Annotated in this window: 22 protein-coding genes and 1 pseudogene; 14 read left to right on the forward strand and 9 right to left on the reverse strand. The window is 71.4% G+C overall.

What is annotated here, in order from left to right; translation table 11 throughout:
- Positions 1-33: 33 nt before the first annotated feature.
- The 3 genes from AF1_RS03815 to AF1_RS03825 form a co-directional block, all read right to left on the reverse strand.
- A complete protein-coding gene (locus tag AF1_RS03815) occupies positions 34-354 on the reverse strand; it encodes a hypothetical protein (RefSeq protein WP_067793588.1) in 321 nt (106 codons plus the stop codon).
- Positions 355-777: 423 nt separating this feature from the next.
- Positions 778-1,209 carry an SPW repeat protein gene (locus AF1_RS03820; RefSeq protein WP_067793589.1) on the reverse strand — a complete coding sequence of 144 codons (432 nt, stop codon included), beginning with the start codon at positions 1,207-1,209 and terminating at the stop codon, positions 778-780.
- A 160-nt stretch (positions 1,210-1,369) separates the two neighbouring features.
- Positions 1,370-2,539 (reverse strand): FxsB family cyclophane-forming radical SAM/SPASM peptide maturase, encoded by a 1,170-nt coding sequence (locus AF1_RS03825; RefSeq protein WP_067793590.1) that lies wholly within the window; start codon positions 2,537-2,539, stop codon positions 1,370-1,372.
- Between the two features lie 106 nt (positions 2,540-2,645).
- Between AF1_RS03825 and AF1_RS03830 the strand changes: the two genes are divergently transcribed.
- The 4 genes from AF1_RS03830 (at position 2,646) to AF1_RS34095 (ending at position 9,009) form a co-directional block, all read left to right on the forward strand.
- A complete protein-coding gene (locus AF1_RS03830) occupies positions 2,646-2,882 on the forward strand; it encodes a hypothetical protein (RefSeq protein WP_131732743.1) in 237 nt (78 codons plus the stop codon).
- Positions 2,879-6,643 carry an FxSxx-COOH system tetratricopeptide repeat protein gene (gene fxsT / locus AF1_RS03835; protein ID WP_131732742.1) on the forward strand — a complete coding sequence of 1,255 codons (3,765 nt, stop codon included), beginning with the start codon at positions 2,879-2,881 and terminating at the stop codon, positions 6,641-6,643. Before AF1_RS03830 ends, fxsT begins: the two co-directional genes overlap by 4 nt.
- 25 nt (positions 6,644-6,668) lie before the next feature.
- Positions 6,669-7,712, forward strand: a complete 1,044-nt coding sequence (locus tag AF1_RS03840; RefSeq protein WP_131732741.1) for a hypothetical protein — start codon at positions 6,669-6,671, stop codon at positions 7,710-7,712.
- A gap of 190 nt (positions 7,713-7,902) precedes the next feature.
- Positions 7,903-9,009: a cation:proton antiporter gene (locus tag AF1_RS34095; protein WP_131732740.1), complete on the forward strand. Its 1,107-nt coding sequence runs from the start codon at positions 7,903-7,905 to the stop codon at positions 9,007-9,009.
- On the opposite strand, the gene AF1_RS03845 is transcribed toward AF1_RS34095, so the two are convergent.
- The 4 genes from AF1_RS03845 to AF1_RS03860 are packed head-to-tail and all read right to left on the reverse strand — an operon-like array spanning position 8,890 to position 13,680.
- The gene (locus AF1_RS03845; RefSeq protein WP_067793594.1) at positions 8,890-11,124 is read right to left on the reverse strand and encodes a P-loop NTPase family protein; all 2,235 of its coding nucleotides are present in this window, start codon (positions 11,122-11,124) and stop codon (positions 8,890-8,892) included. The two genes, AF1_RS34095 and AF1_RS03845, sit on opposite strands and share 120 nt — an antisense overlap.
- Positions 11,125-11,129: 5 nt before the next feature.
- The gene (locus AF1_RS03850) at positions 11,130-12,068 is read right to left on the reverse strand and encodes a hypothetical protein (protein ID WP_067793595.1); all 939 of its coding nucleotides are present in this window, start codon (positions 12,066-12,068) and stop codon (positions 11,130-11,132) included.
- Positions 12,065-12,904 carry a hypothetical protein gene (locus AF1_RS03855; protein WP_067793596.1) on the reverse strand — a complete coding sequence of 280 codons (840 nt, stop codon included), beginning with the start codon at positions 12,902-12,904 and terminating at the stop codon, positions 12,065-12,067. The genes AF1_RS03850 and AF1_RS03855 overlap by 4 nt, the downstream gene beginning before the upstream one ends.
- Complete coding sequence (locus tag AF1_RS03860) at positions 12,880-13,680, reverse strand: hypothetical protein (RefSeq protein ID WP_067793597.1); 801 nt, start codon at positions 13,678-13,680, stop codon at positions 12,880-12,882. The genes AF1_RS03855 and AF1_RS03860 overlap by 25 nt, the downstream gene beginning before the upstream one ends.
- 413 nt (positions 13,681-14,093) lie before the next feature.
- Between AF1_RS03860 and AF1_RS03865 the strand changes: the two genes are divergently transcribed.
- The 8 genes and pseudogenes from AF1_RS03865 (at position 14,094) to AF1_RS03895 (ending at position 20,395) form a co-directional block, all read left to right on the forward strand.
- A complete protein-coding gene (locus AF1_RS03865) occupies positions 14,094-14,921 on the forward strand; it encodes a helix-turn-helix domain-containing protein (RefSeq protein WP_084262420.1) in 828 nt (275 codons plus the stop codon).
- Positions 14,918-15,070, forward strand: a pseudogene (locus AF1_RS36130) (DUF397 domain-containing protein); the annotation flags it as partial. The gene AF1_RS03865 and the pseudogene AF1_RS36130, both read left to right, overlap by 4 nt.
- Before the next feature lie 3 nt (positions 15,071-15,073).
- Positions 15,074-15,277, forward strand: a complete 204-nt coding sequence (locus AF1_RS36135; protein WP_242608888.1) for a DUF397 domain-containing protein — start codon at positions 15,074-15,076, stop codon at positions 15,275-15,277.
- Positions 15,278-15,632: 355 nt separating this feature from the next.
- On the forward strand, positions 15,633-15,902 hold the full coding sequence (locus tag AF1_RS03875) for a hypothetical protein (RefSeq protein WP_067793600.1): 270 nt from the start codon (positions 15,633-15,635) through the stop codon (positions 15,900-15,902).
- The gene (locus tag AF1_RS03880; protein ID WP_067793601.1) at positions 15,895-16,536 is read left to right on the forward strand and encodes a DUF6879 family protein; all 642 of its coding nucleotides are present in this window, start codon (positions 15,895-15,897) and stop codon (positions 16,534-16,536) included. Before AF1_RS03875 ends, AF1_RS03880 begins: the two co-directional genes overlap by 8 nt.
- Positions 16,526-18,892: an ATP-binding protein gene (locus AF1_RS03885; protein ID WP_084262422.1), complete on the forward strand. Its 2,367-nt coding sequence runs from the start codon at positions 16,526-16,528 to the stop codon at positions 18,890-18,892. The genes AF1_RS03880 and AF1_RS03885 overlap by 11 nt, the downstream gene beginning before the upstream one ends.
- A gap of 70 nt (positions 18,893-18,962) precedes the next feature.
- Positions 18,963-19,526: a GNAT family N-acetyltransferase gene (locus AF1_RS03890; protein WP_242608887.1), complete on the forward strand. Its 564-nt coding sequence runs from the start codon at positions 18,963-18,965 to the stop codon at positions 19,524-19,526.
- 107 nt (positions 19,527-19,633) lie between these two features.
- Entirely contained in the window at positions 19,634-20,395 is a 762-nt protein-coding gene (locus tag AF1_RS03895) for a sigma 54 modulation/S30EA ribosomal C-terminal domain-containing protein (protein ID WP_242608886.1), read from the forward strand.
- Between the two features lie 64 nt (positions 20,396-20,459).
- Here the strand turns inward: AF1_RS03895 and AF1_RS03900 are convergent, their stop codons facing one another.
- Complete coding sequence (locus tag AF1_RS03900) at positions 20,460-21,026, reverse strand: Rv1733c family protein (protein WP_067793602.1); 567 nt, start codon at positions 21,024-21,026, stop codon at positions 20,460-20,462.
- A gap of 133 nt (positions 21,027-21,159) precedes the next feature.
- Here AF1_RS03900 and AF1_RS03905 point away from each other — a divergent pair, with 133 nt between their 5' ends.
- Together AF1_RS03905 and AF1_RS03910 are read left to right on the forward strand one after the other, a co-directional pair.
- Positions 21,160-22,068 (forward strand): universal stress protein, encoded by a 909-nt coding sequence (locus tag AF1_RS03905; RefSeq protein ID WP_067793603.1) that lies wholly within the window; start codon positions 21,160-21,162, stop codon positions 22,066-22,068.
- Between the two features lie 21 nt (positions 22,069-22,089).
- Entirely contained in the window at positions 22,090-22,932 is an 843-nt protein-coding gene (locus AF1_RS03910) for a universal stress protein (protein ID WP_067793604.1), read from the forward strand.
- 3 nt (positions 22,933-22,935) lie between these two features.
- On the opposite strand, the gene AF1_RS03915 is transcribed toward AF1_RS03910, so the two are convergent.
- Complete coding sequence (locus AF1_RS03915) at positions 22,936-23,526, reverse strand: TetR/AcrR family transcriptional regulator (RefSeq protein WP_067793630.1); 591 nt, start codon at positions 23,524-23,526, stop codon at positions 22,936-22,938.
- Positions 23,527-23,606: the final 80 nt, after the last annotated feature.

Genomic DNA, 23,606 nt, shown 5'->3' on the forward strand with positions numbered 1-23,606 from the left:
GAGACCACCCGGGGCGGCTCAGGCCCTAAAAGGTCAGCCGCCCAGATTGACCGCGATGACCAGGACGAGGAGCAGCAGCGGCACCATCGCGCCGATGATCGCGATGGGCCGGGTCAGCAGCGGGGCGCCCGGGTCGGCGGGCCGCTGGTACGGCAGCCCGCCGGGCGGCGGCATCGGGGCGGCGAGGCCGGCCACCTTGGCGTGCCGGGTCAGATTGATCAGCACGGTGATCGGCGTGATGATGAAGGAGACATAACCCCACCAGCCGCCGATCAGGGTCTTGGCCGTCATGTCCCGGAACACCGACAGGCCGCAATTCCGGCAGAACGGTCCCTTGACGTGCAAGAAGGACATAACGACGATCATTCCGCGGTGGCCGCGGAAGGTCGTGTCGGCCGCGGGCACGCAGCCGCAGAAACGGCACTGGACGACCTGCGGAGTCCCGTACGGCGTCGGCTGCGGCGGCGCCTGCGGAGCACCCCGGTGCGCATTCTGCGGCGGCGCCGAATAGTGCGCGGCTTGGGGCGTGCCATAGGGCGCTTGAGGTGTGCCATAGGGCCCGGGTTGAGACGTGCCATGGGGCGCGTTCGGCGGTGCGCCGTAGGGAGTGCCGCCGTTTCCGTAAGGGACGTGACTCGATGGCTCCACGACCGCCGCCTCCGATCTCAGGGGGACCGGCCGATCATGCCACGCCCGGCCGGGCCGCGTCGGCCTTTCGCCGATCCTCCGCGGACATGGGTCCGGGCCGGCGCCCGGCGCCGGCCCGGACCGGTCGCCCTAGACGCGCCCGCGCATCATCGCCACGCCCATCGCGGCCATGCCGAGGACGAGCGCTATCGCCCCCGTCACGACGTTGCTCCAGATGGTCGAGGTCGTGGCCATGTCGCCGGCCACCGCCCACGGTGCGATGATCGTCCAGATCCCGATGACCGGGGTCACCCAGCTCATCGTGTGGGTGCGGCCGTAGGCGGACGCGAATCCGGCGGCCAGCAGGGTCAGCGCGACCCCCATGATCAGGTTGTTGACCGTGAGGTTGGTCCGCCCGCCGAATCCCACGATCCAGGGGGACGCCGCCAGGTAGAGGCCGGTGAGGGCGATGAGACCGTTCACGCCCTGCGCGACGGGGGTCTCCGCCGCGGCCTCGTACCGGGCGCGCATCTCGATGATGTCGGGGTGCTGCTCGATGCCTCCCGCGGGATGAGTGGTCATGGGTCTGCTCCCTTCCTCTCGTCGTCCCTGCGGCTCGGCGATCCCGGCCGGACCCGGTCGGTTATATCGCCTCGCGACATGGCCTAACCGCCACATCCCCGACCTAACATCACAGACCAAGATTTTTCCGACTCGTCCTGATTTGCGGCTCTTCCACGCACTAGGTCGGTTTCGCCGAGAGAGCCGTGATCTCTTTGGTGAGGGCGGCGTGGATGTGGCGGAACAACGCATCGAGATCCGTGCAGTAGACCGAGCGATGATCGAAGCCCGACCCGGCGCGATAACGGTGCGGATAAAGACCGCCGCCACAGGTCCGCGCCCAGCGGCACGGGCGGCATTCGGACGGCACTCCGTGCGCCCCCATCTGGCGCGCGACGGTGCGCGGATGCCGGAGCGCCGAGTCGAAGTCGTCGTGGAACACGTCGAGGCCGAGGTCGGCCGCGTTCTCGTAGGCGACGGCGAGGATGTCGGACTGCTCGATCCGGCCGTCGGTCTCCACCACGAGCATCGCGGCGGGCGTCGTCCCGATGCCCTCGACGGACGATCCGCCGCCCAGCAGGACGTTGATGATCTCCTCGAACAGCCGGATCCGGGTCCGCCGGACCGGTGCGCCGAACCAGCGGTCGAACACCGGGATCAGCCACCGCGCGTACGCGCCCGGCGGCCCGGCGGGCGGCGATGACCAGGTAGCGTGCGGCAGCAGCAGGTCGATGGCGGGCGGTGCGAAGGCCAGCAGGGCCTCGTAGGCGGCGAGAGGATCCTGGTCGAGGTCGATGACGCAGAGCAGCCCGCCGAACAGATGCCGGAACTCCGGGGCGGTCAGCTCGCCCAGGCCCCGCGCGACGCGGCCGTGACTCCCTCCGCGCGGTCCCGGCCGGGCCCGGTCGTGGGCGGCCTGGTCTCCGTCGAGGCTGACCCCCACCCGGACGTCCAGTTCGGCGAACAGCCGCAGGAAGCCGCGCGTCAGCAGCGTCCCGTTGGTCTGCAGGGAGAAATGCGCGCCGGCCACGCCGTCCAGCCGGTCCCGGACGGCGTCGACGACCCGCCGGATCCGGTCCGCGCCCGCGAGCAGCGGTTCCCCTCCGTGCAGGACGATCGAGACCTCGCGCAGCCCGTGGCCGCGCGCGTGCTCGGCGATCCGGGCCGCCGCCGCCTCCGCGACCGCCGCGGACATCGCCGGCGGCCGGTGCCGCCACCGCTGGTCCGCCATCGTGTACAGGTAGCAATAGCGGCAGGAGAGATTGCAGCGGCTGTGCACCTTGAGTATGAACTGACGAAAGGGATTCGCCGCCGCATTCGGCCGGTGTCGGCCAATTTGACGGTCGATCATGAATCGAGTCTAGACCGGCCTGAGGTGGTTTTTGTGTCCCGTGACACTGGATCGCGGCCAATTCCGGCGGAACATGGTTCCAAAAAGACATGCTATGCCTACGATAGTGGCCGGTCTGGACACGGGCGGTGAGGACATGGCGGAAGCCGGGCGACAGGACCTGGTCGATCTCTCCGAAATCGATCTCGCGGCTTTGCGTCTTGCGGACGGCTCTGTCCTCGAAGAGGCGCTGGCACGCGCGCGGCGCGAACGAGATGGGGAAGGCTGGGGATACGCCAGTTTCATGAATACGGCATGTACCGAAAAGCCCGGGCGATCGGCCGCGGAGGAGGAGGACGAGTGAGCGCCGCAGAACCCGGAGGGGAATCACGCCATGTCGAATGCATGGCGTTCGTCGCGCGCACCCCGGGGCTGGGCCGGACGACGACGGTGGCGAACATCGCGCTGATCCTGGCCGGCGCGCGGGCCCGCGTCCTGATCGTCGACTGGAGCGCGGAGAGACCCGGCGCGGACGGCTACTTCGCGCGGTTCGGAGCCGACCCCTGCGGCGAGACCGAGGCGCTCGCCGCGCGGTTCGACGAGCTGACGCGGGAGCGCCGGGGCCGCTGGCAGGCCGCGCGGTACCAGCCGCCCGGCGACATCGAGGCGATCGACCTCGTCGCCCCGCGGCCGCTCGACGGAGCGGGCGTGCCCAGCCTGCCCTGGGACGACCCGATCGAGGACACCGTGGCCCGGCTGCGCGCCGAGATCGACGCGTCGCGGTACGACTACGTCCTGGTGGACGCGCCGACCGACCCGGACGACGACGTCATCGACGTCGTGGCGCGGGGCGTGGACCAGGCCGTCGTGCTCTTCGAACCGAGCCGGCCGTCGGTCGCCGGCGCCGCCGACATCGCCGACAAGATCGCCTCCCGGGCGGTCACGGGCGTGCGGGTGCTGCCGCTGGAGGTCGAGCCGCGCGACGGCGGCCCGCCGCGCCGCCGCGTGTCCGCCGAGCTCGTCGCCGAATGGTTCGGCGACTTCCTGCTGGACGGGGAGCCCCCGATCCTGCGGGTGCCGTCCGTCCCGGAACGGGACTCCAGGCAGATCCTCGTCACGCTCGCCGACGACCCGGGCACCGTCCGGGTCCTCGCCTACGCCCGGCTCGCGGCCGAGCTGACCCGGGGCGCGGTCACCGGCCCGCCGGCGCTCCCCGCCGAACTGCGCGGCAACTACCGCGCCGCCCTCGGCATGGACGACCCGCGGGACACGGGCCGGTTCACGATCGTGCATCGCTGGCCCGACCGGCGTTACGCCGACTGGGTGCGGGCCCGGCTCCGCGAGGGCGGCGCGGAGGCCGTTCTCGCCGGCCCGGACGCGGTGCTGTCCGGCGCGCCCGCCGTGGCTCCCGGCCGCGCGATCTGGATCGTGTCCGAGCGCCTGCTCGGCGCGCTCGCGGGCCCCCTGCCCGACCGCCCCGGCGACATCGCGCTGCTGGTGCCCGGAGCCGACGCCGCCGCGGTCCCGCCGGTGATGCGGCTCATCGAGCTGGACGAGGGCACCCCGAGCCAGGTGGGCCTGCGGCTGCTCGGCCGGCTGGGGCTGGTGAGCGAGCCGGCCCGGCACCGGGTGTTCGAGCCGGTCTTCCCGCTGGAGCGGGACGCCGGCCCGCTCCAGACGAATTTCGCGCCGCCGGCCCGGCAGCCCTTCGCCGGGCGGGTGGCGGAGCTGACCCGGCTCCGCGACCGGCTGATGAGCGACACCGACGGCTGCGAACCGTACGTGCTGGACGGGCCGCCGGGCATCGGCAAGACCGCGATGGTCCTGGAGTACCTGCGGCTCTTCCGGTCCGACTACCGGCTGATCTGGTGGGTCTCGGCGCGCACCATGCCCCTCGTCCGGAGCGGGCTGGCCGAGCTGGCCGACGCGCTGGGCGTTCCGGCGCGGGGCGACAAGGCGGCCGCCGCGGTCGCGGAGCTGCGCGCCTCCCGCGGGCCCTGGCTGCTGATCTACGACGATGCGGAGGACCTCGCCGGCCTGGCGGATCTCATCCCGTCCGGCGGCCCCGGCCACGTGCTCGTCACCGCCCGGACCGCGCCGGAAACCGGTCCGGGCGCCGGGACGCCGTACGCCCGCGACCGGCTGGCGGCGCTCGCGGCGGAGCCGGGCGCCGCGCTGCTGCGCGAGCGCGTTGCCGGGCTCACGGCCGAGCAGGCGCAGGGCGTCGTGGCGATGCTGGGCGGGCGGCCGCTGGCGCTCCATCTCGCCGCGGCCTGGCTCGCCGAGACCGCCGATTGGCTCGCCGCGCGGTCGGTGGGCACCGAGGAGGCGGCGGCGTGGGCCGCCGCCGAGTACACCGCGCGCGTGGAACGGCATGTCGCGGAAGGCGGCCCGGACATCACCGCGGCGTGCCTGGCGCTGACCCTGCGGACGCTGGAGGAGAGCGGCCCGCTCGAACGGCTGGCCGTGCGGCTGCTCGAAATGTGCGCGTGGCTGTCCCCGGAGGGCGTCAGCCATGAGCTGCTGTCCACGGTGCCGTTCCTGACCATGCTGGAGAAGGTCGCCGGCCAGGAGGACGGGGCGCTCATCGACGCCGACAGCATGGTCCTCGACCAGTTGCTGCACATCTGCGCCAGATACGGGCTGGGCCGGGTCCTGTGGAAACGCGTGCCCCTCTTCAGGACGCACCGGTCGGTTCAGGAGCTGATCCGCGGGCTGCTCGCCGACACCGGCGAGGCCGAGGCCCGCAACGCCCAGGTCCTGGAGGCCGTGGGCAGGACCGTCCCGCCCGTGGTGGACGGGCCGATCGGCCGGCACGCGGACCGCTTCGCCGAGCTGCTCCGGCACATCGGCCCGCTGGGCGCCGCGGAGCGCACCGAGCCGTGGGCGCGGCGCTGGTTCGTCGAGCAGATGCGCTTCCAGTACGCCTCCGGCGACGAGGCCGGCGCGCGGGAGCTGCTCGCCCTGGCCGACCGCGCGCTGGCCCGCTGGCCGGACGACCTGGTCACGGCGAGGACGCTGGGGCAGATGGCCAATGTCTGCCGGGTTCTCGGCGACTTCGCCTCGGCGTCCCGGAACGGCGAGCGCGCCCTGACGGCCCTGCGGGAGCTCGGTGCGGCCGGTGAGTTCTGGGCGCTGGCCGAGCTGCGCGGCAGGTCCGCCGACCTGCGGGGGCTCGGGCGCTTCGCCGAGTCGCTGGGCGAGATCCAGGGCGTCTATGAGCAGTTCCGGCGGATGTTCGGCGATGACCACCGGGAAACGTGGCTGGCGAGGATCAACCTCGCCGAATCGGCGTTCCTCATGGGCCAGTACACGCTGGCTCTCCGTACCGCCGAGGCGGCCTGGCGGCAGCGGACGGCCGAGGCCGGCGAACGCGACTGGACCGCGCTGCTGATGGCCCGGAGGGTCGGCGACTATCTGGGCGGGATCGGCGACTGGCCGCGGGCGCGGCGGCACCTGGACTTCAGCCTCCGCGAGGCCCGGTCGATGGACACGCCCAACGAGATCGCGACGCTGGAGCTGATGCGCAGCTTCGCGGTGGCGATCCGCTGCGACCGGGGCGTCGACTCCGGCCCTCCGCACAAGCGGATCACCGAGACCCTGCGCGGGCTGCGCGGGCTGCTGGGCGCCGACCATCCGAGCGCGCTCGCCACCGAGCTGAGCCTGGGCGTGGAGCTGGCGATGACGGGCGCGTACCGGGCGGCCGTCAAGCGCGCCGAGCGGTGCTGCGACGAGTTCGCCTCCGTGTACGCCCCCGATCATCCGATCGTCCAGCTGTGCCGGGTCGATCTGGGGGTGTTCACGCTGGAGGCGGGCGGTGCCGCGAAGCGGGCGCTGGGCATCCTCCAGGACGCCGGCGACGCCCTCGCCGAGACGCTCGGCGAGCAGCACCCGTGGACGATCGTGGCCGCCCTGCACCAGGCGTGGGCGCTGGCCGAGCTCGGCCGTGCCGACGACGCGAGGCTGCGCGCGGAGGCGGCGCGGGCGGACGCGCTGGAGTTCCTGGGCCGCGACCACCCGTACACGGCCGCGGCCGGTGAACTCCTCCGGGAGGGCGGGGCGATCCGGCCGGTGCGAGAGCGGCCCCGGCAGGCGCGGGTCTATCTGGACGTGCCGTTCATCTGACAGGCGAGGCAAGAAGGAGACCGATATGGAAGGAGCTTCGTTGCCGCTCCCGGACGTGCATCTGTGGTCGGAGCAGCGGACGGTCGACGACTGGACCGCGGCGGCGTTCCGCGAACGCATCCGGCGCGAGGGCGCGCCGCATCACCTGGCCAAGTACAACCGGGGTGTCTACGAGTTCGCCGTGGACGTGCTGGACGACCCGGCACTGGCCGCCGCCGCGCCGGACGCCTCGGCGGACCGGCGATCGAGGTACCAGGCGGCGGAGCAGCAGCTCGCCTTCATGATGACCGCCCTGGACCGGGAGCTGGGCGAGGCCGAGACGGGACGGCTCATCCGGATGGTCCTGCACACCGAGCAGGGCGCGCTCTTCTCCATCGCCGTCACGCCGAAGAACTATGTGCTGGGGATCGTGTTCGGCGTGGCCGCGGCGGAGGAGGGCGGGGCGCCCCCGTCGCTTCCCCGGGTGGCCCTCGTCCGGGACGCCGACGTCGTCGTCAGTGAGCTCGGCAACGCCCTGCGCGACCGGATGGGGCTGCCCCGGCAGAACCCCGGTGGCTGGCTCACCCTGAGCCCCGAGCCGGAGGACGCGGGGACGGACGAGCCGGCGGCGGGCACCGGGCGCCTGTCCTCGCCGCACCGCTGGGGTGCCGAGAGCGCGTGCACGGACCGGATGGCCGCGCTGCTGAACCCCGCGGAGCTGATCTATATGGCCCTGGTCCGGGACGGACGGGTGGTGGAGGAGACGGATCTCTGGTCGCACGAGCGGGTCGTCGAGACCTGGCTGCCGGAGGACGACCCGGAGAGCAGACGCTCGTACTACCGGCGGCTGGCGGGGGAGTGCGGCCTGTACGCGCGGCAGCTCGGGCAGATCGCCCGCCTGGCGATGCGCGGCCGGATGCTGCGGATCGTCCTCGACGTCGAGCAGGGGGCCATTTACCATTACCGGCTCGGCCCGACCGAATATCTGGTGGGGGTCACCCTTAATCAGAAGCGGGTGAGCCAGGCCGATGAGAAGATCGGTGATCTGGCCGCCGAACTGTCCGGCGAGATGTTCCGTACTCAATGGTGATTGCTCGCGGCCCGGCCCCGATTTATGATCATGGCGGGGCGACGGCGTCGCAGGTTCCCTTACCCAGGAAGCAGGGCAAATGGCCATAAGGTTCGCCTTCATGCTCGGCATGGTGGCGGTGGGTGTGATCATCGGCCGGTTATCCGGACATGTCACCGACATTTTGGGCGGACCGTTTTATTCCCCATTTGTGGCCTTTTTGTTGGCTCTCGGGCTGTACGGCAGTACCCGCGCCATCGACCTGCGGCATCTGCGCTCCGATCTGCGTACCATCGTCCTCGCCGTCACCGTGGGCGTGTTCCTCAAGGCCGTCCTGATCACCGCGGTGATGCTGGCGGTGTTCCGGAATCCGGCGTTCCTGGTGCTGGGCGTCGCGGTGGCGCAGATCGACCCCCTGTCGGTGAGCGCTCTCGGCGAGTCGTCGCGGCTGTCGCGCCGCGGCCGGGGTCTGCTGCTGGCCTGGGCGTCCTTCGATGATCCGGTGACGACGCTGCTCACCATCTACGCCGCGGCGCTGGCCCTGCCGTTCCGGGACGGCGGGGTGTCCGCACATCCCGAATTCAGCGGGTCCATGTTCACCGTCGATCTGCTGGGCAATCTCGGGGTGGCGGCCGCGGCCGTCCTGCTGCACCGGCTGGTGCGCAGGGCGGCGCCGCGGTGGGAGTTCCCCGTCGCGTGCCTGGTGCTGGCGGCGGTGTTCGCGGTCGGGACGTGGCGGATGTGGGTGCTGGCCGTCGCGCTCGTGGGGCTGAGCATCCGGCCGGTGCTGCGGTCGCGCCCGCACGCCGTGGACCGGATCCTCGACAGGTCGATCGACGTGGCGTTCCTGCTGGCCGCGGTGCTGCTCGGCGTCGTGCTGTCGCTGGGCGTCTCACCGCTGCCCGGGGTGGTGCTCGGCGTGGCGGCGTTCGCGGCGCACGCGCTGGTGAGCCTGCCGCTCACGCGCTCGCAGTCCGTGCAGGACAAGGTGCTGCTGGCGTTCGCGCAGCAGAACGGCATCACCGCGATCATCCTGGCGCTGCTGCTGGAGCCGGTCTTCGGTGGCACCGTCGCGGTCGTCGCCCCCGCCATCCTGGTGGTCAACCTGCTGTATCTGGCGGCCAACGGCCTCCACGCCCACCGGGCGCGGACGGCCGAGGCGGTGTCCGTGCCGCGGACGCTCCCGGGTGCGGCGGTGTCAGGGGAGGTGACCGAGCCCGCCCGGACCGAAGTGCCGGCGGATCCGGTACGCAAGATCGCTCAGCAGCGTGTACAGGTCCGTCTGTGGAAGGCCCAGCGCATCCCGCCGCGTGACTGATCCCCCGGGCAGCGGGTCCGAGGTCTGGCGCGCCAGTGTTTCGAGCACCTGGATCGGCAGGTACTCCATGACGGTCTCGTAGTTCCGGCAGAGGGCGTCCAGGGCGGCATGCTGCTCGGCGGTGGGCGGGCCGTCCAGCCGCCGGTACCAGTCCCGTACCGCTTCGTGCAGGGCGCCGATCATCGTTTCGGCCAGGGTGGCGGCTCCCACCGCCCGCACGACACCGCTGTTCTGCAGGCGGAGCAGCAGCCCGGAGGCGACGCCCGGGGAGCGTTCGCCGAACATGCCGGCGAGCGCCGTCCGCACGTCGGTGATCTCCTTCAGGGTGGTCAGCACCTCGGCGAACATCTGCTCCACCTCGTCCGGCAGCGGTGCGGGGTCCTCGTCGCGGCCGAGGGACTGGAGCCGCCGGGACAGGTCGGCGTACTGCTGCTCGGACGCGCTGCGCATCGATTCGACCTGGTACGCCAGCATCTCCAGGAAGTTCTGGGTGGTGCCCTGCGCCTCGGCGAGCCGGCTGACGCTCGCCCGGACGCCCCGCATCTGGTCGTCGCCGGACGCCTCCAGCTGCTCGGTCATGCGGCGCATCAGCCAGGAGAACTCGTCGGGGAACCGTTCCGCGGCGTAGATCAGCGGCGGTTCGGTGAAGTGCCCGCCCACCGCATCCCTGGCCTGTTCCGACAGGAAGCCGTTGACGATCAGCGCGGTGCGCGCCCCCGGCGCGGCGGCCCGGACGGCGTCGGCGTGCGCGATCACGTCGGTGGTGTCCTCGGGCACGACGAGCGAGTTCTGCAGGAACAGCGCGCAGCCGGTGTCGGCGGCCGGGACCCAGTACGGTGCGCGCGGCCCGTCACCGGTCCCGTTCACCGGGTGGTCCACGTGGTACTCGCGGGCCTGCTTGTGCAGTTCCGCGGTGATCCGGTCGCGGACGACGCTCTCCGCCTCGACCCGGCTGCGGGCCGCCCGCAGGACCATGTCGCTGGTGACCTCGCGGCTCGTCAGCGACTCCTGGTAGCAGGCGTGGCATATCTGGATCATCTTGCGGGCGCTGTGCCCGGCGAGTTCGGCGATGAACTCGACGATCTGCGGCGAGAACGGCCCGAGCGGCTCGCGGTAGCCGGTGCGGGCGATGTTCTTCTCGATGTAGGAGCGCACCTCCGCGGGTGACAGGCCCTCGGTGCTGATCGCCGCGCTGAGCCCGTGGTCCTGCCCGTGCCGGCCGATGCCGCCGAGGAACTCCGGCAGGCCGGACAGGACGAGGAAGATGCCCTGGGCGGCCATCAGCTCGATCAGCCGCTGCAGCGCGGTCACCGTGTCGGGCCTGGGCGGGGTGGGGCCGGGGAGCACCTTGTCCAACTGGTCGAACGTCAGCACGAGGTGCCGGGCGCGGCCGCGGTAGAGCAGCGCGATCACGCCCATCGCCTCCAGCGCCTGGGCGTCGCTGGTGATGCGGCTCTCGATGCCGCGTTCGACCAGCAGCGGGCTCGGCTGCTCGCCGCGCAGCCATTCCCACACGGCGTCGCGGAGGTCGGCCCTCAGCAGCAGGACGAGCGCGGCGCCGAACTCCTCGTTCCGGGTGACCCGGGCGAGGCCGGCGTTCAGGTCCGCCAGGAACGTGCTTTCGGCGAGGTTGAACTGGCGGACGAATTTCTGCGGGTCGATATCGGTGGTGCGGAGGCGTTCGGTGATGTCGGCGGGGAAACCGGTGTTCTCCAGGGAGTCGGCGACGATGTTCGCGTAGTACTCGCGGACCCGGTCGGTCATGTCGTCCCGGTCGAACTGCATGAGGAAGTTGTTGCGGTACAGATTGTGAAACGTGCCTTTATGGGCGTCCACATAGACGAACCGGGCGTCCGGGCCGTGGCGTTTGGCCCGGCGGAGCAGCTGAAAGAGTAGGTGCGTCTTGCCGGTGCCGTGCTCACCGGAGACCGCGAGCGCGGCGCCCTTGTCGGCCGTCCGCCGGAAATAGCCGTCCAGCAGCGTGACCGCCGTATGGACGGCCTCGGTGTCGATGCTGGTGACCTCGTCGTCCAGCCCCTGGGTCTCGGCGGCCGCCCGGTCGGGGAAGGGGTTGTCGTCGATCGGGCGCTGACGCTGCGCTTCGGGCGCGTTCATGACGGTCAACCCTCCTGCCCCTCTGGATTCTCCCGGACATACCGCCACAGATCTTCCGCCCTGATTATATTTCCATCGGGCCAGGGGTTGTGTAAATAGTGCTCATAGATATTGTACAGTAATTTCTGTACAGCTCCTATTGTCACCATTGGCGGGTCTCCGTAGAAGGTTTCGAGCGCGCCGATATCGAGGTCCGGGAACGTCCGCCCGCACCCCGGGACGTGGATTCGGGAGCGGGCGAACTCCGCCACGTCACCGCGCTTGAGGATGCCGAGGTTAAGGCGGAGCGGATGCGCCTCGCCCACCGGCTGCTCGGGAATGTGCGGCAGGTTCACCGCCGTGGTCTCGGCGAAGATCAGGAGCTTTCTGGAGGTGCCCGACCAGTACTGGGCCACCTCGGTGGCCTGCTCGGCGCGCGGCGTCCGCACGATGAGGACGTGCCCGTCCAGGACGGCGTCGCCGACGGCGCGCATGTACTCCTCCAGCGTCGGCGGCTCGTCGCCGCTGTCCGCGGGCGCGGTGTACCGGCCGGAGTCGAACACGTCCTGGGTCTTGGCGGCCTCGATGGCGAGCCGCCGGCCCACCATGACGACGCGCTGCTTGGTCGTCAGGTCCGGGCTCTGCCCGACATGGGCGAGCGAGATCTCGCGCGCCTGTACCCCCTGCGCGTTCAGCGCGCGCGCCGCGCTGGTGGCGCAGCGGTTGAGGAGCGAGGTCTTGCCGCATCGCGACGGCCCGTGGGCCACGGCGAACAGGCCGGCCTCCTGGAGCGTGCCCAGGTCCTTCATGACCTCCTGGAAGATCTCGTAGCACGGTTCCGTGTTGTCGACGGCGATGTGGCACTTCTGGCAGTCGCCTCCGCACGTGCACTGCAGCGCGGGGGCGGCATGGAACCGGTTCTCCGGTCGCCTGAGCGGATTGACGCGCCCGTCCGGCTCGGTCATGCCGGACGCCGCATGGTCTTGCCGAGCCGCCGGGGACGTTCGAGGGCCGCGGCGATCTTCAGCGCCTCTTCCTGCGCCTTGTCCAGCCGGGCGAGGAGTTCGTCCACCGCCGTGCCGCGCTGATCGGCCTGTTCGGGCCAGCGCATTCGCCTGATGTCCGCGTCCAGTTTCGCGACGTCCTCACCCAGGCTCTTGGGCAGCCACCACTTCCGGTACCGGTTCGCGGTGCGCCGCAGTTCCGCCGTGAGCACGCTCAGGGGCTCGTCCATGGCCGGTTCCTTCTCGCGTCCCTGCCGGGTGCGCCAGGCGTGCAGGCAGGCCCGGCAGGCGCGTGCGTAGGAGGTCGCCGCCGCGTGCAGATCGGCGGCCGCCCGTTCCGCGGCGGCGTGCCCGGCCCCGAGCCTGTTCACCCCGACCGTGAGCATCGCGCCGAAGGCGGCGGAGACCAGGCCGAGGAACGTCGTGAACCCGGTGGTCCACCACTGCGGGGACACGGACCGGGGCGAAGGCAGTTTCCTTTCGGCGGTGAGCGCCGCGCAGGCGCGCCTGAACCCCGCCGGATCACTGCGCTGCCACTGCGCCACGGTGAGGCCCTCCCCGGGGGTCCCGCTCGTCAGGACGAGGTGATCGCCGTCCGCCGCCTTGCGGGCGGCCTCCAGTTTGACGGCGGCGTCCACAAGCGGACGTGCGTTCTCGGATTTCAGGCAGTACAGGGTGCTGCCGTCCGCGGTGGGATCGGGGGTGGGCGCGGCCTCGGCGGTACCACCGGCCATGGCCAGCAGGGCGATCTGCCCCAGCAGCACGGCTGACATCACACGGCCGACCTGCCACCCCATGCAGGGTCCTCCCGCGTCGTCCTTCGCGAGAACCGTAACTCGCGTGGGGCAGCAGGATAAAGGCATTCTGTTGCGCAATATGAGACTTTCGCCAAGGCCACTTCCGGACTGACGCCCGCGCGTTTGGACATCCGGCCCATTCCGCCATTGATCGCCGTGGTGACCATGGTTCTCACCACCCCGAAACAGAAACGGTGCGCCGGCCCCCGTGCCCGTCTCCGGACACGCGGCGTCCGGTCCCCGAGCAGGGCTTCCGGGTCAGATGCGTTGATGATCTCCTGCTGCGTCCCGCCGGGGATGAGCGCCCACCACTGCCCGGTGCAGGCACCCCACCAGCAGAGGACGCCGGAGCGCTCCTGCGACTCGGTGATTTCCGTCGCGAAAGGCCGGGCCGAGTCGGGCGGGGGAGTGAGCCGTGGTGCGCCGGTCGTTCCCCGCTGGTGCGTCTGGGCCGCGAGGGCGGCCGTCACGTACGGGGTGAGGATCCGGGTGATCCGCTCGGCCGCGCGGACGGGCTCAGTGTGCGGGGCGAGGTCCTCGCCGGTGCTCGACCGGTACAACCAGATGTCGGGTGTCGTTCCGGGGACGGACGTGATGCTCTCGCCGAAGTCCGGCACGGCCGGGCCGAAGACCCGGAGGAGCGGGAACGGGCCGTCGTAGCGCGGGACGGCCTTCCATCCTTCACGGATGACTTCTTGCGCAAGTCGGTCAAGGTGGACCGTAACGGGGGAAATCGGGGCACCGGCGTTCAGGTTCTTCGGTTCGACCCGCTTCATTTACCAACGCACCCACTTACTGGGGTCCGACTTCCTTCGCTTGGACGCGCGACGGAGTTCGTCGGTGAGCGCCTTACGGAGTTCTTCTGCGGTGTTGCGTACAACGGTCGGCTCTACACCGGCCTTTGGGGAGCGCATAGCGGCAACCCAGAAACCGGGCCTTCCGTCGTGGCGTGTGGTACGCCAGATTCGGTGACCCGGGAAGTCCTCGCGGAGTCGAGTCAACGCCTGGTCAGCGGGATTGGCGGGCGTGTCCATGATCAGTACGAACTTTCGGTGTGATTTCTCTCCGTTACCGCCCCCAATCTTCCTGTGATCGGGTTATCTTCTGTAAGAGCAAGAAGTCAGGCGAAAGAAACCCCCCCCGCATGCGATCGGCAAGTCGCATCGCTTTCGTATCTTGGAGGCTCCCCATGCCCCGTCGCCCCCGCGACCCCGGTGTCCCGTCCTCGCCGGCCGAGTACTTCGGTACGGAACTACGGGCTTATCGCGAAGCGTCCGATTTGTCCCGGCCACAGCTGAGCAAGAGGCTCGGATTCACCCCGCAGTGGATCGGACAGATCGAATCGGGCAATTCCGCACCTTCCGACGAGTTCGCCATGGCGTGCGACACCTTCTTCACGACGAACGGGTCCTTCTACCGCATCTGGGAGTGGATCCAGGACTTCGGCCGCCTCGCCGTCCTGCCCCCGGGCTTCCCTGACTTCATCGCGCGGGAACGAGAGGCCGAGGTGGTCTACATCTTCGAGACCATGGTCATCACCGGGCTGTTCCAGACGCCCGAGTACGCACGCGAGGTGCTCAAGCTGGGGAAGACAGCCGACGCGGTCGAGCAGCTCGTTGCAACTCGGATGGAGCGACAGGAGATCCTTGGGCGGGAGAACCCGCCCCACGTGGTCGCAATCTTCGATGAGGGCGCCATCCGTCGTCCGATCGGAAACCTGGACGTGATGAAAAAGCAGATCCAGCACCTCATCGAGCTAGCGGAACTGCCCGACATCACAATCCAGATTGTCCCGACCACCAAGGGCGCCTACGAGGGATTGCCTGGTGCATTCACAATCCTGGGTTTCCAGGAGGAGCCGGGTGCTGTGCGCGTCGAGGGTCACATAGGTGGCCAGATCGTCGATCACCCTATGGCTGTCCGGAAGTATGGGGTACGTTTCGATTTGATCAGGGCTTCGGCGATGACAGCCGAGGACTCCCTGAGCCTCCTCCGGACGATCTTGGAGAGCCTATGAACACACAGCACCCGTGGGCTGTGCAATGGCGCAAGAGCAGCCACAGCGCTGACACTGGCGGACAGTGCGTTGAGGTTATGTTGGTGCCGTCAGGGTGGCAGAAGAGCAGCTACAGCACTGATACCGGGGACCAGTGCGTCGAGGTAGCGCCCATGCTGCCAATCTTCGCTGCTGAGTGGCAGAAGAGCAGCCGCAGTACGGACACCGGGGGTGCGTGCGTCGAGGTGGCGGACTTGGCGGCGGCGGTGGCGGTTCGGGACTCCAAGGATCCGGACGGGCCGAAGCTGATCTTCGAGCCGGCCGCATGGCAGGCGTTCGCGGACCGGATCAAGGGCGGCACCCTCGACCTGACCTGACCCAGACGAGAAAGAGCCCCCGTACCGTGCGGAGTGCGCGGGCCGGGGGCTTTTCACGTCCGCCCCTGCTTCGTTGCCCCATCATGATGTGCCGCCGCTGCGGGCCGGTGTCCTCCAGGTGCTTGATCGCGGCCCCGGCCGCACGACCCGGCGGATCGCGGCCACATTCGGACAATCCGAACCTGTGCATTCGGCCCTGGGCCGGGCGATTTTGGAACGGGACGAAAATGCTGCTGCGGTATCTATGTGTTTGCGGTGATTCGTGCGTTTAGTCGAGAAGGTCAACTTCTTGACATGAACAAGGTTCACGCGTAGTTTCTTCGCCGGAAGTCATCGAATTTTCGGAGCCACCCTGATGAATCGGCCATGGGAAGCCGATGTCGCCGCGTCGTTCCTGCGGCGCCTCGGGAAATCGGCGCAAGAACTGGGGAACACTGGCGGACGGGACGGCTGCCCGGACATCTGGGAACTCGACAACGGTGATGTCGCAGTGATCGGCCGCGACCTCACGGACGCTTATCTGTCCAGGTTGCCGGGAGACGCCGCCGTCGCGGCGGACGAGCGGATCGTGATCATCCCGCGCAGCACTCTGATCGCGGCGAAACACGATATTCCCGATGCCTGATCTCACCCGTCTCAACGATTCACTCGGGGAGCGTCTGCCCCTGGAGGAATATCGTCATGACTTCCGGGATCGGCAGTGGACGATCGAGGGCGAGGACTCCTGGAAGCTGGAGCGCGCCCAGCATTTCATCGAGCCCGGGTTCCCGAGCTGGGACGCCTTCGCGCGCGGTGACTGGGACACGGCGATCCGGCTGATCGACGACGAGCGGGAATGGATTGCGGAATTCTCCACGCGGGCCAGGGAGAAGCGCATCGGCCTCTACCGCGTGCGGGTGGTCGAGGAACCGCTGACCCCGTACCTCCAGTGGGAGTTGCATCTGCTCAGGCTGCGGGCCGAGTGCGGCGAGGCCATCCGGGTGGTGGACGCCGACGCGGTCGCCCGGCACGAGCGGTCCCGGCCGCTGCCGGAGCTGATCACCCTCGGTGCGTCCACGCTGTACCGGATCATCTACGACGATGAGGGGGCGCTGGACGGCGCGGTCCGGTTCACCTCGCCCGCTCTCGTCGCCGATGTCGTGGCCGCGACCCGCGAACTGTTCCGCCGGGCCGAAGACGTGGAGTCGTTCTTCCGGCGGAGGGTCGCCGGCTTGCCGCCGCCGCGCCGGAGCACGCTCACCAGGTGCGATGGCGGGTGACGACGCCCGCGCCGAGCTGTCCGCCGCCGACATCGGCAGCGTCGTCCAGGCCCGCGACATCAGCGGCGGCGTCCACGTCCACCGGCCCCGGGGGAACGCGCCGTTGCCCCGTCAGCTTCCGGGGGACGCGCACGGGTTCGTCAACCGGACGGGCGAGCTCGGCCTGCTCGACCGGGCGCTCGACGAGCAGGACCGGCGAAACCCGATCACGCTCGTCGTCGGCACCGCAGGCGTCGGCAAGACGTCCCTCGCCGTCCACTGGGCGCATTCCCGCCGGGACCACTTCCCGGACGGCCAGCTCTACGCGAACCTGCGCGGTCACGCGCCGGGCGAACCGGCCACCCCGCTGCGCGTTCTGGAAGGGTTCCTGCCGGCGCTCGGCGTCGCGCGGCAGGCGATCCCCGGTGACGTGGACCAGTGCGCGGCGCTGTACCGGTCGCTGCTGGCAGGCCGCCGGATGCTGATCGTGCTGGACAACGCGGCGAGCCCCGCGCAGGTGCGGCCGCTGCTGCCCGGCGCCCCCGGCTGCGCGGTCGTCGTGACGGGCCGCGGGACACTGCCGGGCCTCGTCGCGCGGGACGGCGCCGAGCGGATCACACTGCGGCTGCTGGCGGAACGGGAGGCGGTGACGCTGCTGCGCGAGGCCGGTCTCGCGCCCCGCCGGGACGACCAGGCGCGGCTGGCGGAGCTGGCGAAGGTGTGCGCCTGCCTTCCGCTGGCGCTGCGGGTCGCCGCCGAACGCGTCATCGCCCGCCCGTGGACTCCGCTCGCCGAGATGATCGCGGAACTGAGGGGCGAGTCCGGCCTGCTCGAAACACCGCTCGCGGGGGACGACGCGGATGACGCGGACGCGATCCGCGCCGTGTTCACCTGGTCGTACGGGGCCCTGCCCGCGCCGGCGGCCGGGCTGTTCCGCGTCCTGGCGCTGCATCCCGGCCCGGATTTCGACGCGGACGCGGCGAGCGCACTCGCCGGGACGGGGCCGCGCGCGGTACGCCGTCCGCTGGAGGTGCTGACCGGCGCGCACTTACTCGAACCGGGGCCGGGGGGACGTTTCCAGTTCCACGAGCTGCTGCGGAGTTACGCCATGCACAGGTTCAGGCAGGAGGACGGGCCGGACGAGCACCGCCGTGCGATGCGGCGGATGCTGACCTGGTACCTGTACACGGCGGACGCGGCGCAGACCTGGATCAACCCGCAGGAGCGCAACGTCCGGCTGCCGCGCCCGGAGCGCGACGTCGAACCGCTGCGGTTCGACTCCTACGACGGCGCCGTCCGATGGTACGAGGCGGAACGCGCCAACCTGGTCGCGGCGACGCGGGCCGCCGCCGACAACGGCCTGCCCGAGCACGCGTGGAAGCTGTCGGTGGTGCTGCGCAACATCTACATGCGCTTCAACCCGTTCGAGGACTGGGTGACCACCAGCCGGATCGGCCTGGAGGCCGCGCGCCGGACCGGCGACCGGGCCGGTGAGGCCGAACTGCTGGAGAGCCTCGGCATGGCCTACACCCAGGCGCACCGGCTGGAGGAGGGCGCGCGGTCGCACGGCGCCGCGCTGCTGATCCGCCGGGAATCGGGCGACCGCGAGGGCGAGGCGCTGTCACTGAACGACCTCGGCCTGGTCTACCTGCGCAGCCGGCGCCTCGACGAGGCCCGGGAGATGTTCGAACGCGGGATGCGGGTGTACCGGGCGCTGGACGACCCGCACTGGGAGGCGGTGCTCGCCGCCAACCTCGGCGAGGCCCGCGCCGAACTCGGCGACCTGGACGGGGCGGAGACCACGGTGCGGCACGCCCTGGCACTGTTCCGCGAGCGCGCCGAACGCGGTGGCGAGGGCAACGCGCTCCGGCTGCTCGCCATGGTCCGGCGGTCCCAGTCGGACGTGCCGGGCGCCCTGGAGGCCGCCGGCCGCGCCGTCGCGATCGCGCGGGACCACGCCAACCCGGCCTGGGAGGGGTACTGGCTGCTGGAACTGGCCAGGGCGCAGCGCGAGGCGGGCGACGCCGGCGCGGCCCTGGCCGGCTGCCGGCGGTCGGTGGAACTGCACCGGCAGGTCGGCGACCGCGTCCGCGAGGCCCTCGCCTGGTACGGGTACGGCGAGGCGGGCAGGGAACCGTCCCGGCTCGAAGAAGCGGAACACGCCCACCGCCGGGCCGTCGACATCCTGCGCGGCTACGGCGACAACCGCTGGCCGCTGGCGCTGGCGCTGAACAACCTGGCGACCGTCCTCACCGAGCTGGACCGCCGCCCCGAAGCCCTCGACCCCTGGGCGGACGCCCTGCACCACCTCACCGGCTTCACCGACCCGGCCGCCGTCCGCCTGCGCGCCCGCATCGAACACGCCCTGCACCCGTAGGACCGGAGACGAGGTGCCGGACGATTCCGGCCGATGCCGGGGCCATCGAGGGCGGCGGTAGCCTCGGTCGGTGTCCGCCTCACTGCGAACCGGCCGGCTGCTGCTGCGCCGATGGGAACCCGCCGACCGCGAACCGTTCGCCGCGATGAACGCCGACCCGGAGGTCATGGAGCATTTCCCGGCCCCTCTCACCCTCGCCGAGAGTGATGCGCTGGTCGACGCCATCGAGGCCCGCTTCGATGAACACGGGTTCGGTTTCTGGGCCGTGGAGGTCGCAGGCACGGGCCGGTTCATCGGGTTCACCGGCCTGTCGGTACCGCGCTTCCACGCCCCTTTCATGCCCGCGGTGGAGATCGGCTGGCGCCTCGCCCGGTCCGCCTGGGGCCACGGCTACGCCACCGAGGCCGCCCGGGGCGCCCTCGGTTTCGGCTTCGGCGACCTGGGGCTCGACGAGGTCGTCTCCTTCACCAGCACCACCAACCTCAAGTCCCAGGCCGTCATGAAGCGCCTCGGCATGACCCATGACCCCGCCGACGACTTCGACCACCCCCTCGTGGAGGAAGGGCACCGTCTGCGGCGCCACCTTCTCTGGCGGCTCAGGGCCGCCGATTGGCATGGTCGAAAGGCCGGTTGACCTGGGGTTGCGAAGGTCCTTCCCGGGATGGACGTTGGTCCCTGGTGAGGCGGGACCCCGTGGGCAAAGGTGGAGGCAAGAAGGAACAAGGGGGTCGCATGATGCACATGAGGAGTACGCAGGAAGCTCCTGAAGTGGTCTTCGACGTCAGAGGACACGTCCCGGACCGGTTCGCCGAGGCGGCGCGGGACAAGGTGGCGTCGGCGTTCCGGCAGGCGCCCGAGCCGGTGCTGTTCGCCCGCGTCAAGCTGGCGATCGCGCCCGACCCGGCGGTGGAGCGGCCGGCCATGGCGCAGGCCAACGTCGATGTCAACGGGCGGCCCGTGCGGGTCGAGGCGGCCGCGGCGACGATGCAGGAGGCCATCGACCTGCTGCCCGACCTGCTGCGCGCCCGGTTCGAGCGGATCGGCGGACGGCGCGAGGCGAGCCGGGCCCCGAAGGCGGGGCGGCACGCGCACCGGCCCGTCCCGTACGTCCGCCCGCCCGGTGAGCGGGAGATCGTGCGGCGCAAGACGTTCGCGGCGGAGACCCAGACCCCGGATGAGGCCGCCTTCGACATGGACCTCATGGGTTACGACTTCTGGCTGTTCACCGAGATCGAGACCGGTCAGGACGCCGTGCTCTACCGGGCGGACGGCGGGTACCGGCTCGCGCTCGCCGACCCCGAGGCCGAGCGTGCGGGACCGGACGCGATCCCGCTGAGCGTCAGCCCGCACCACGCGCCGCGCATCGGGGAGACGGAGGCGGTCGAACGCATGGAGGCCCTCGGCCTGCCGTTCCTGTTCTTCGCCGACGCCGCCACCGGCCGGGGCAAGGTCCTCTACCACCGTTACGACGGTCATTACGGCCTTCTGGAATCCACCCGGTGACCCATGGGAACGCCGCCCCGCCCGGCCGGGCGGGGCGGCGTTCCGAGTGAGGAAGAGGCGGAGGTCAGAAGATCTTGCCGTGGGTGAGGGTGATCAGGCTCTCGTCCCAGAGGGCCTCGCGGTGGCGGTCGTAGCGGCGGCGGGCGAGGCGGTAGAAGACCAGCAGGGGCAGACCCACGGCGATGCTCGTCACGGTGGCGGTCACGGCCGTGGCCGCGACGGTGTCGGTGCGGGTGCGGGGGCGGCTGACCAGGGCGCCGGATGAATCCACCCAGATCCGCCGGCTCATGCCGGGCTTGACGGATTTGTCCGCCGGGAGGACGGCCGTGCGGGGACGGCCGCCGCGCGTCGTCCAGGACAGCTCGGCGTAGGCGTGCCGCAGGCCCACACCGTCCCGCTCCTTCACGTGGGTGATACGGGCGTCGATGCGCTGGTAGGCGGCCGACTGCCGCTCGGCCCGCACGCCCTGCCCGTAGGTCTGGGCGGCGAGAACGGCCGCGACCGGCGGCGCGAGCCCCGCGAACAGGACGACGGCGCCGACGCCCACCGCCCGCTGGCGGCGGTCGACGGGACGGCGCAGGTCGTTGTGGTCGAAGCCGAGCCGGTGGCGGACGCTTCCGAGCCTTCCCATGTCTCCTCCTTCCCGGTGACGGTAACGGCCGGGCAAAAAGCCCCGGCAGGTCCGGAGGTCCCGGGCGCCGGGACTTTCGTCCCCTTCTGGACGCCGCGGGTCGCGCGCAGACTTGCAGGAGGGAGGCAGGGATATGAACGGCGCGGAAAGAGGCCGATGGCCGCACGTCCTGTTCGGATACGACGGGACTGCGGAGAACGACGCGGCCCTGCGCTGGGCGGTCGAGGAGGCGCGGCTCCGGAGGATCGGGCTGGTGATGTGCCACTGCTGGCACTGGCCCTATGCGGCGGGCCACGCGGACCCCGGCATCGAAGCGATCATGAAGCGAGTGGGGGAGAACCTGCTCGACAGCGGTGTCCGCCGCGCCTACGAGCTGGGTGTGCCGGGCGCCGTCCGCAGGCGGCTGCGGCGCGGTCCCGCCACCGAGGCGCTGCTGTGCGCGTCCGGCGGCGCGCGGCTGGTCGTGATCGGCGCCTCCGTGGTGCCCGAGGCGGGGTCGCCGGCGCTGGAGCTGTCGGCGCGCTCGGAGCTTCCGGTGATCGCAGTCCGGGGCGGGACGGGCGCGCGCCGCGTCGTCGTCGGCGTCGACGGGTCGGCCGGCTCGGAGGCGGCCCTGGAGTTCGCGGCCGAGGAGGCGGCGCTGCGCGGCTGGGACCTGCACGTCGTCTACGGCTGCTGGGAGCCCGGCGCGGTCGCCGAGCCGGAGCTGGCGCTGTTCCACGACCGGGAACTGCTGGAGAAGACCCGGGCCGCCGAGCTGGACGCGGTCGTGGCGCCGTGGCGCCGGCGGTACCCGGAATTGCGCATCGAGGCGTCGCCGCTGCTGGAGCGCCCGTTCGACGCGCTGCGGGCCGCGGCCGACGACGCCGGCCTCCTCGTGCTCGGCGACCGGGGCACCGGCACCGGCCTCGGCCCCCTGGGCGCGACCAGTGCGGCGATGCTGCGCCGGGCGTGCTGCACCGTCGCGATCGTGCCGGGACGAAGGTCCCCGCAACACCGGGCTCCCGCCCCTGCCCGCCGCGTTCCCGCTCGGCAACGCTAGGGAGTGTTGAAGGGAGCGACGATGGCTGTTCGACGCGGTGTGGTCGTGGGCTATGACGGGTCCGCGCAGAGTGAGGCGGCGGTCCGCTGGGCGGCCGTGGAGGCGAGGCTGCGGGAGGTTCCGCTGACCGTGGTGCACGCCTGGGAGATGTACGCGGCCGTGGGACCGATGGCGATCCCCGTCGCCGACCTGCGGCTGGCGGCCGAGGAGGTCGTGGCCGAGGGTGTGAAGCACGCCCGCGAGGAGACCGACGACGTGCACGCCGTGCTCGGCCGCGGCGGTCCGGCGACCGCGCTGATGGAGGCCGCCGCCGACGCCGAACTGGTCGTCGTGGGCTCGCGTGGCCGCGGCGGGTTCGCCGGTCTGGTGCTCGGTTCGACGGCCGTGGAGCTGGCCGCGCACGCCCCGTGCCCGGTCGTGGTCGTCCGGGAACGGCGCGCCGAGGGGCCCGTCGTGGTGGGCGTGGACGGCTCGCGGGCGTCGCTGGAGGCGCTCGGCCTGGCGTTCGCCGAGGCGAATCTGCGCGACGCGGAAGTGGTCGCGGTGGTGGCCTGGCCCGCCGACCTGGAGCCGGGGCAGGCCCCGCTGCTGGACGCCGAGGCGCTGCGCGAGTTCGCGGGGGAGCGGCTCGTCCGGCTCGTCGCGCCCTGGCGCGAGAAGTTCCCCGGCGTCCCGGTCCGGACCGAGGTGGTGATCGGGCAGCCCCGCGAGGTGCTGATCGCCGAGGCCGAGAACGCCGGGCTCCTCGTCGTCGGGTCGCGCGGCCTCGGCGGTTTCCGCGGCCTGCTGCTCGGCTCGGTCGGCCACGCGCTGCTGCACCACGCCGCCTCCCCGGTGGCCGTGGCGCACGCCCCGCGCGAGTAGCGGTCAGGAACCGGCGACCAGCGCCTCGGTGGCGTGCAGCGCCGGATCGGCCGGCAGGTCGGGGTCGAGGATCAGCTGCAGCAGCAGGCCGTCCAGCACCGCGGTGAACAGCATCGCGGTGCCCTCGCGGCGGTCGATGGGCCAGTCCGGGCACAGGTGGCCGAGCCGCGCGGCGATCCGGGCCCGGACGGACCGCGACCAGTCCCGCCGCTCGGCGCCCATCCGCGGGTCCCGCAGCGCCCGCACCAGCAGTTCGGCGGCGAGCCGCAGGTTGCGCTCGCCGTCGACCATGCCCGGCACGAGATCGCGCAGCGTGCGCAGCGCGGCCGGGGTGTCGGGCGCGGCGAGCAGCGCGTCCACCACCGGATCGATGATCAGCTCGCTGGCGCGCTGCGCGACCGCGAGGTGCAGCCCCGGCAGCCCGTTGAAGTAGTGGTGCAGCAGGCCCGGACGGGTGCGGGCGCGGTCCGTGACGGCCCGCGCCGTGACCGCGGGCCAGCCGCCCTCGGCGAGCAGGTCGAGGCCGATCCGTACGAGCTGGTCCCTGCGCGCCCGCCCGCGAGGAGTCGACGCGCGATGGTCCTCGTGGGTCATGCCGCCCAAGCTATCCCAACCCTTGCACCGTGCAAAGATCATGGTAGGGCCGGGTTCGGGCATCATTCCCCCGCGTCCGG

This window comes from Actinomadura formosensis NBRC 14204 (genome assembly GCF_001552155.1).
Classification (GTDB): domain Bacteria; phylum Actinomycetota; class Actinomycetes; order Streptosporangiales; family Streptosporangiaceae; genus Spirillospora; species Spirillospora formosensis.

Coding starts and splice junctions, on each gene's coding strand:
- AF1_RS03815 (WP_067793588.1), bottom strand. CDS start 354: ATGTCCTTCTTGCACGTCAAGGGACCGTTCTGCCGGAATTGCGGCCTG.
- AF1_RS03820 (WP_067793589.1), bottom strand. CDS start 1,209: ATGACCACTCATCCCGCGGGAGGCATCGAGCAGCACCCCGACATCATC.
- AF1_RS03825 (WP_067793590.1), bottom strand. CDS start 2,539: ATGATCGACCGTCAAATTGGCCGACACCGGCCGAATGCGGCGGCGAAT.
- AF1_RS03840 (WP_131732741.1), top strand. CDS start 6,669: ATGGAAGGAGCTTCGTTGCCGCTCCCGGACGTGCATCTGTGGTCGGAG.
- AF1_RS03845 (WP_067793594.1), bottom strand. CDS start 11,124: ATGAACGCGCCCGAAGCGCAGCGTCAGCGCCCGATCGACGACAACCCC.
- AF1_RS03850 (WP_067793595.1), bottom strand. CDS start 12,068: ATGACCGAGCCGGACGGGCGCGTCAATCCGCTCAGGCGACCGGAGAAC.
- AF1_RS03855 (WP_067793596.1), bottom strand. CDS start 12,904: ATGGGGTGGCAGGTCGGCCGTGTGATGTCAGCCGTGCTGCTGGGGCAG.
- AF1_RS03860 (WP_067793597.1), bottom strand. CDS start 13,680: ATGAAGCGGGTCGAACCGAAGAACCTGAACGCCGGTGCCCCGATTTCC.
- AF1_RS03865 (WP_084262420.1), top strand. CDS start 14,094: ATGCCCCGTCGCCCCCGCGACCCCGGTGTCCCGTCCTCGCCGGCCGAG.
- AF1_RS36135 (WP_242608888.1), top strand. CDS start 15,074: ATGCTGCCAATCTTCGCTGCTGAGTGGCAGAAGAGCAGCCGCAGTACG.
- AF1_RS03875 (WP_067793600.1), top strand. CDS start 15,633: ATGAATCGGCCATGGGAAGCCGATGTCGCCGCGTCGTTCCTGCGGCGC.
- AF1_RS03880 (WP_067793601.1), top strand. CDS start 15,895: ATGCCTGATCTCACCCGTCTCAACGATTCACTCGGGGAGCGTCTGCCC.
- AF1_RS03885 (WP_084262422.1), top strand. CDS start 16,526: ATGGCGGGTGACGACGCCCGCGCCGAGCTGTCCGCCGCCGACATCGGC.
- AF1_RS03895 (WP_242608886.1), top strand. CDS start 19,634: ATGAGGAGTACGCAGGAAGCTCCTGAAGTGGTCTTCGACGTCAGAGGA.
- AF1_RS03900 (WP_067793602.1), bottom strand. CDS start 21,026: ATGGGAAGGCTCGGAAGCGTCCGCCACCGGCTCGGCTTCGACCACAAC.
- AF1_RS03905 (WP_067793603.1), top strand. CDS start 21,160: ATGAACGGCGCGGAAAGAGGCCGATGGCCGCACGTCCTGTTCGGATAC.
- AF1_RS03910 (WP_067793604.1), top strand. CDS start 22,090: ATGGCTGTTCGACGCGGTGTGGTCGTGGGCTATGACGGGTCCGCGCAG.
- AF1_RS03915 (WP_067793630.1), bottom strand. CDS start 23,526: ATGACCCACGAGGACCATCGCGCGTCGACTCCTCGCGGGCGGGCGCGC.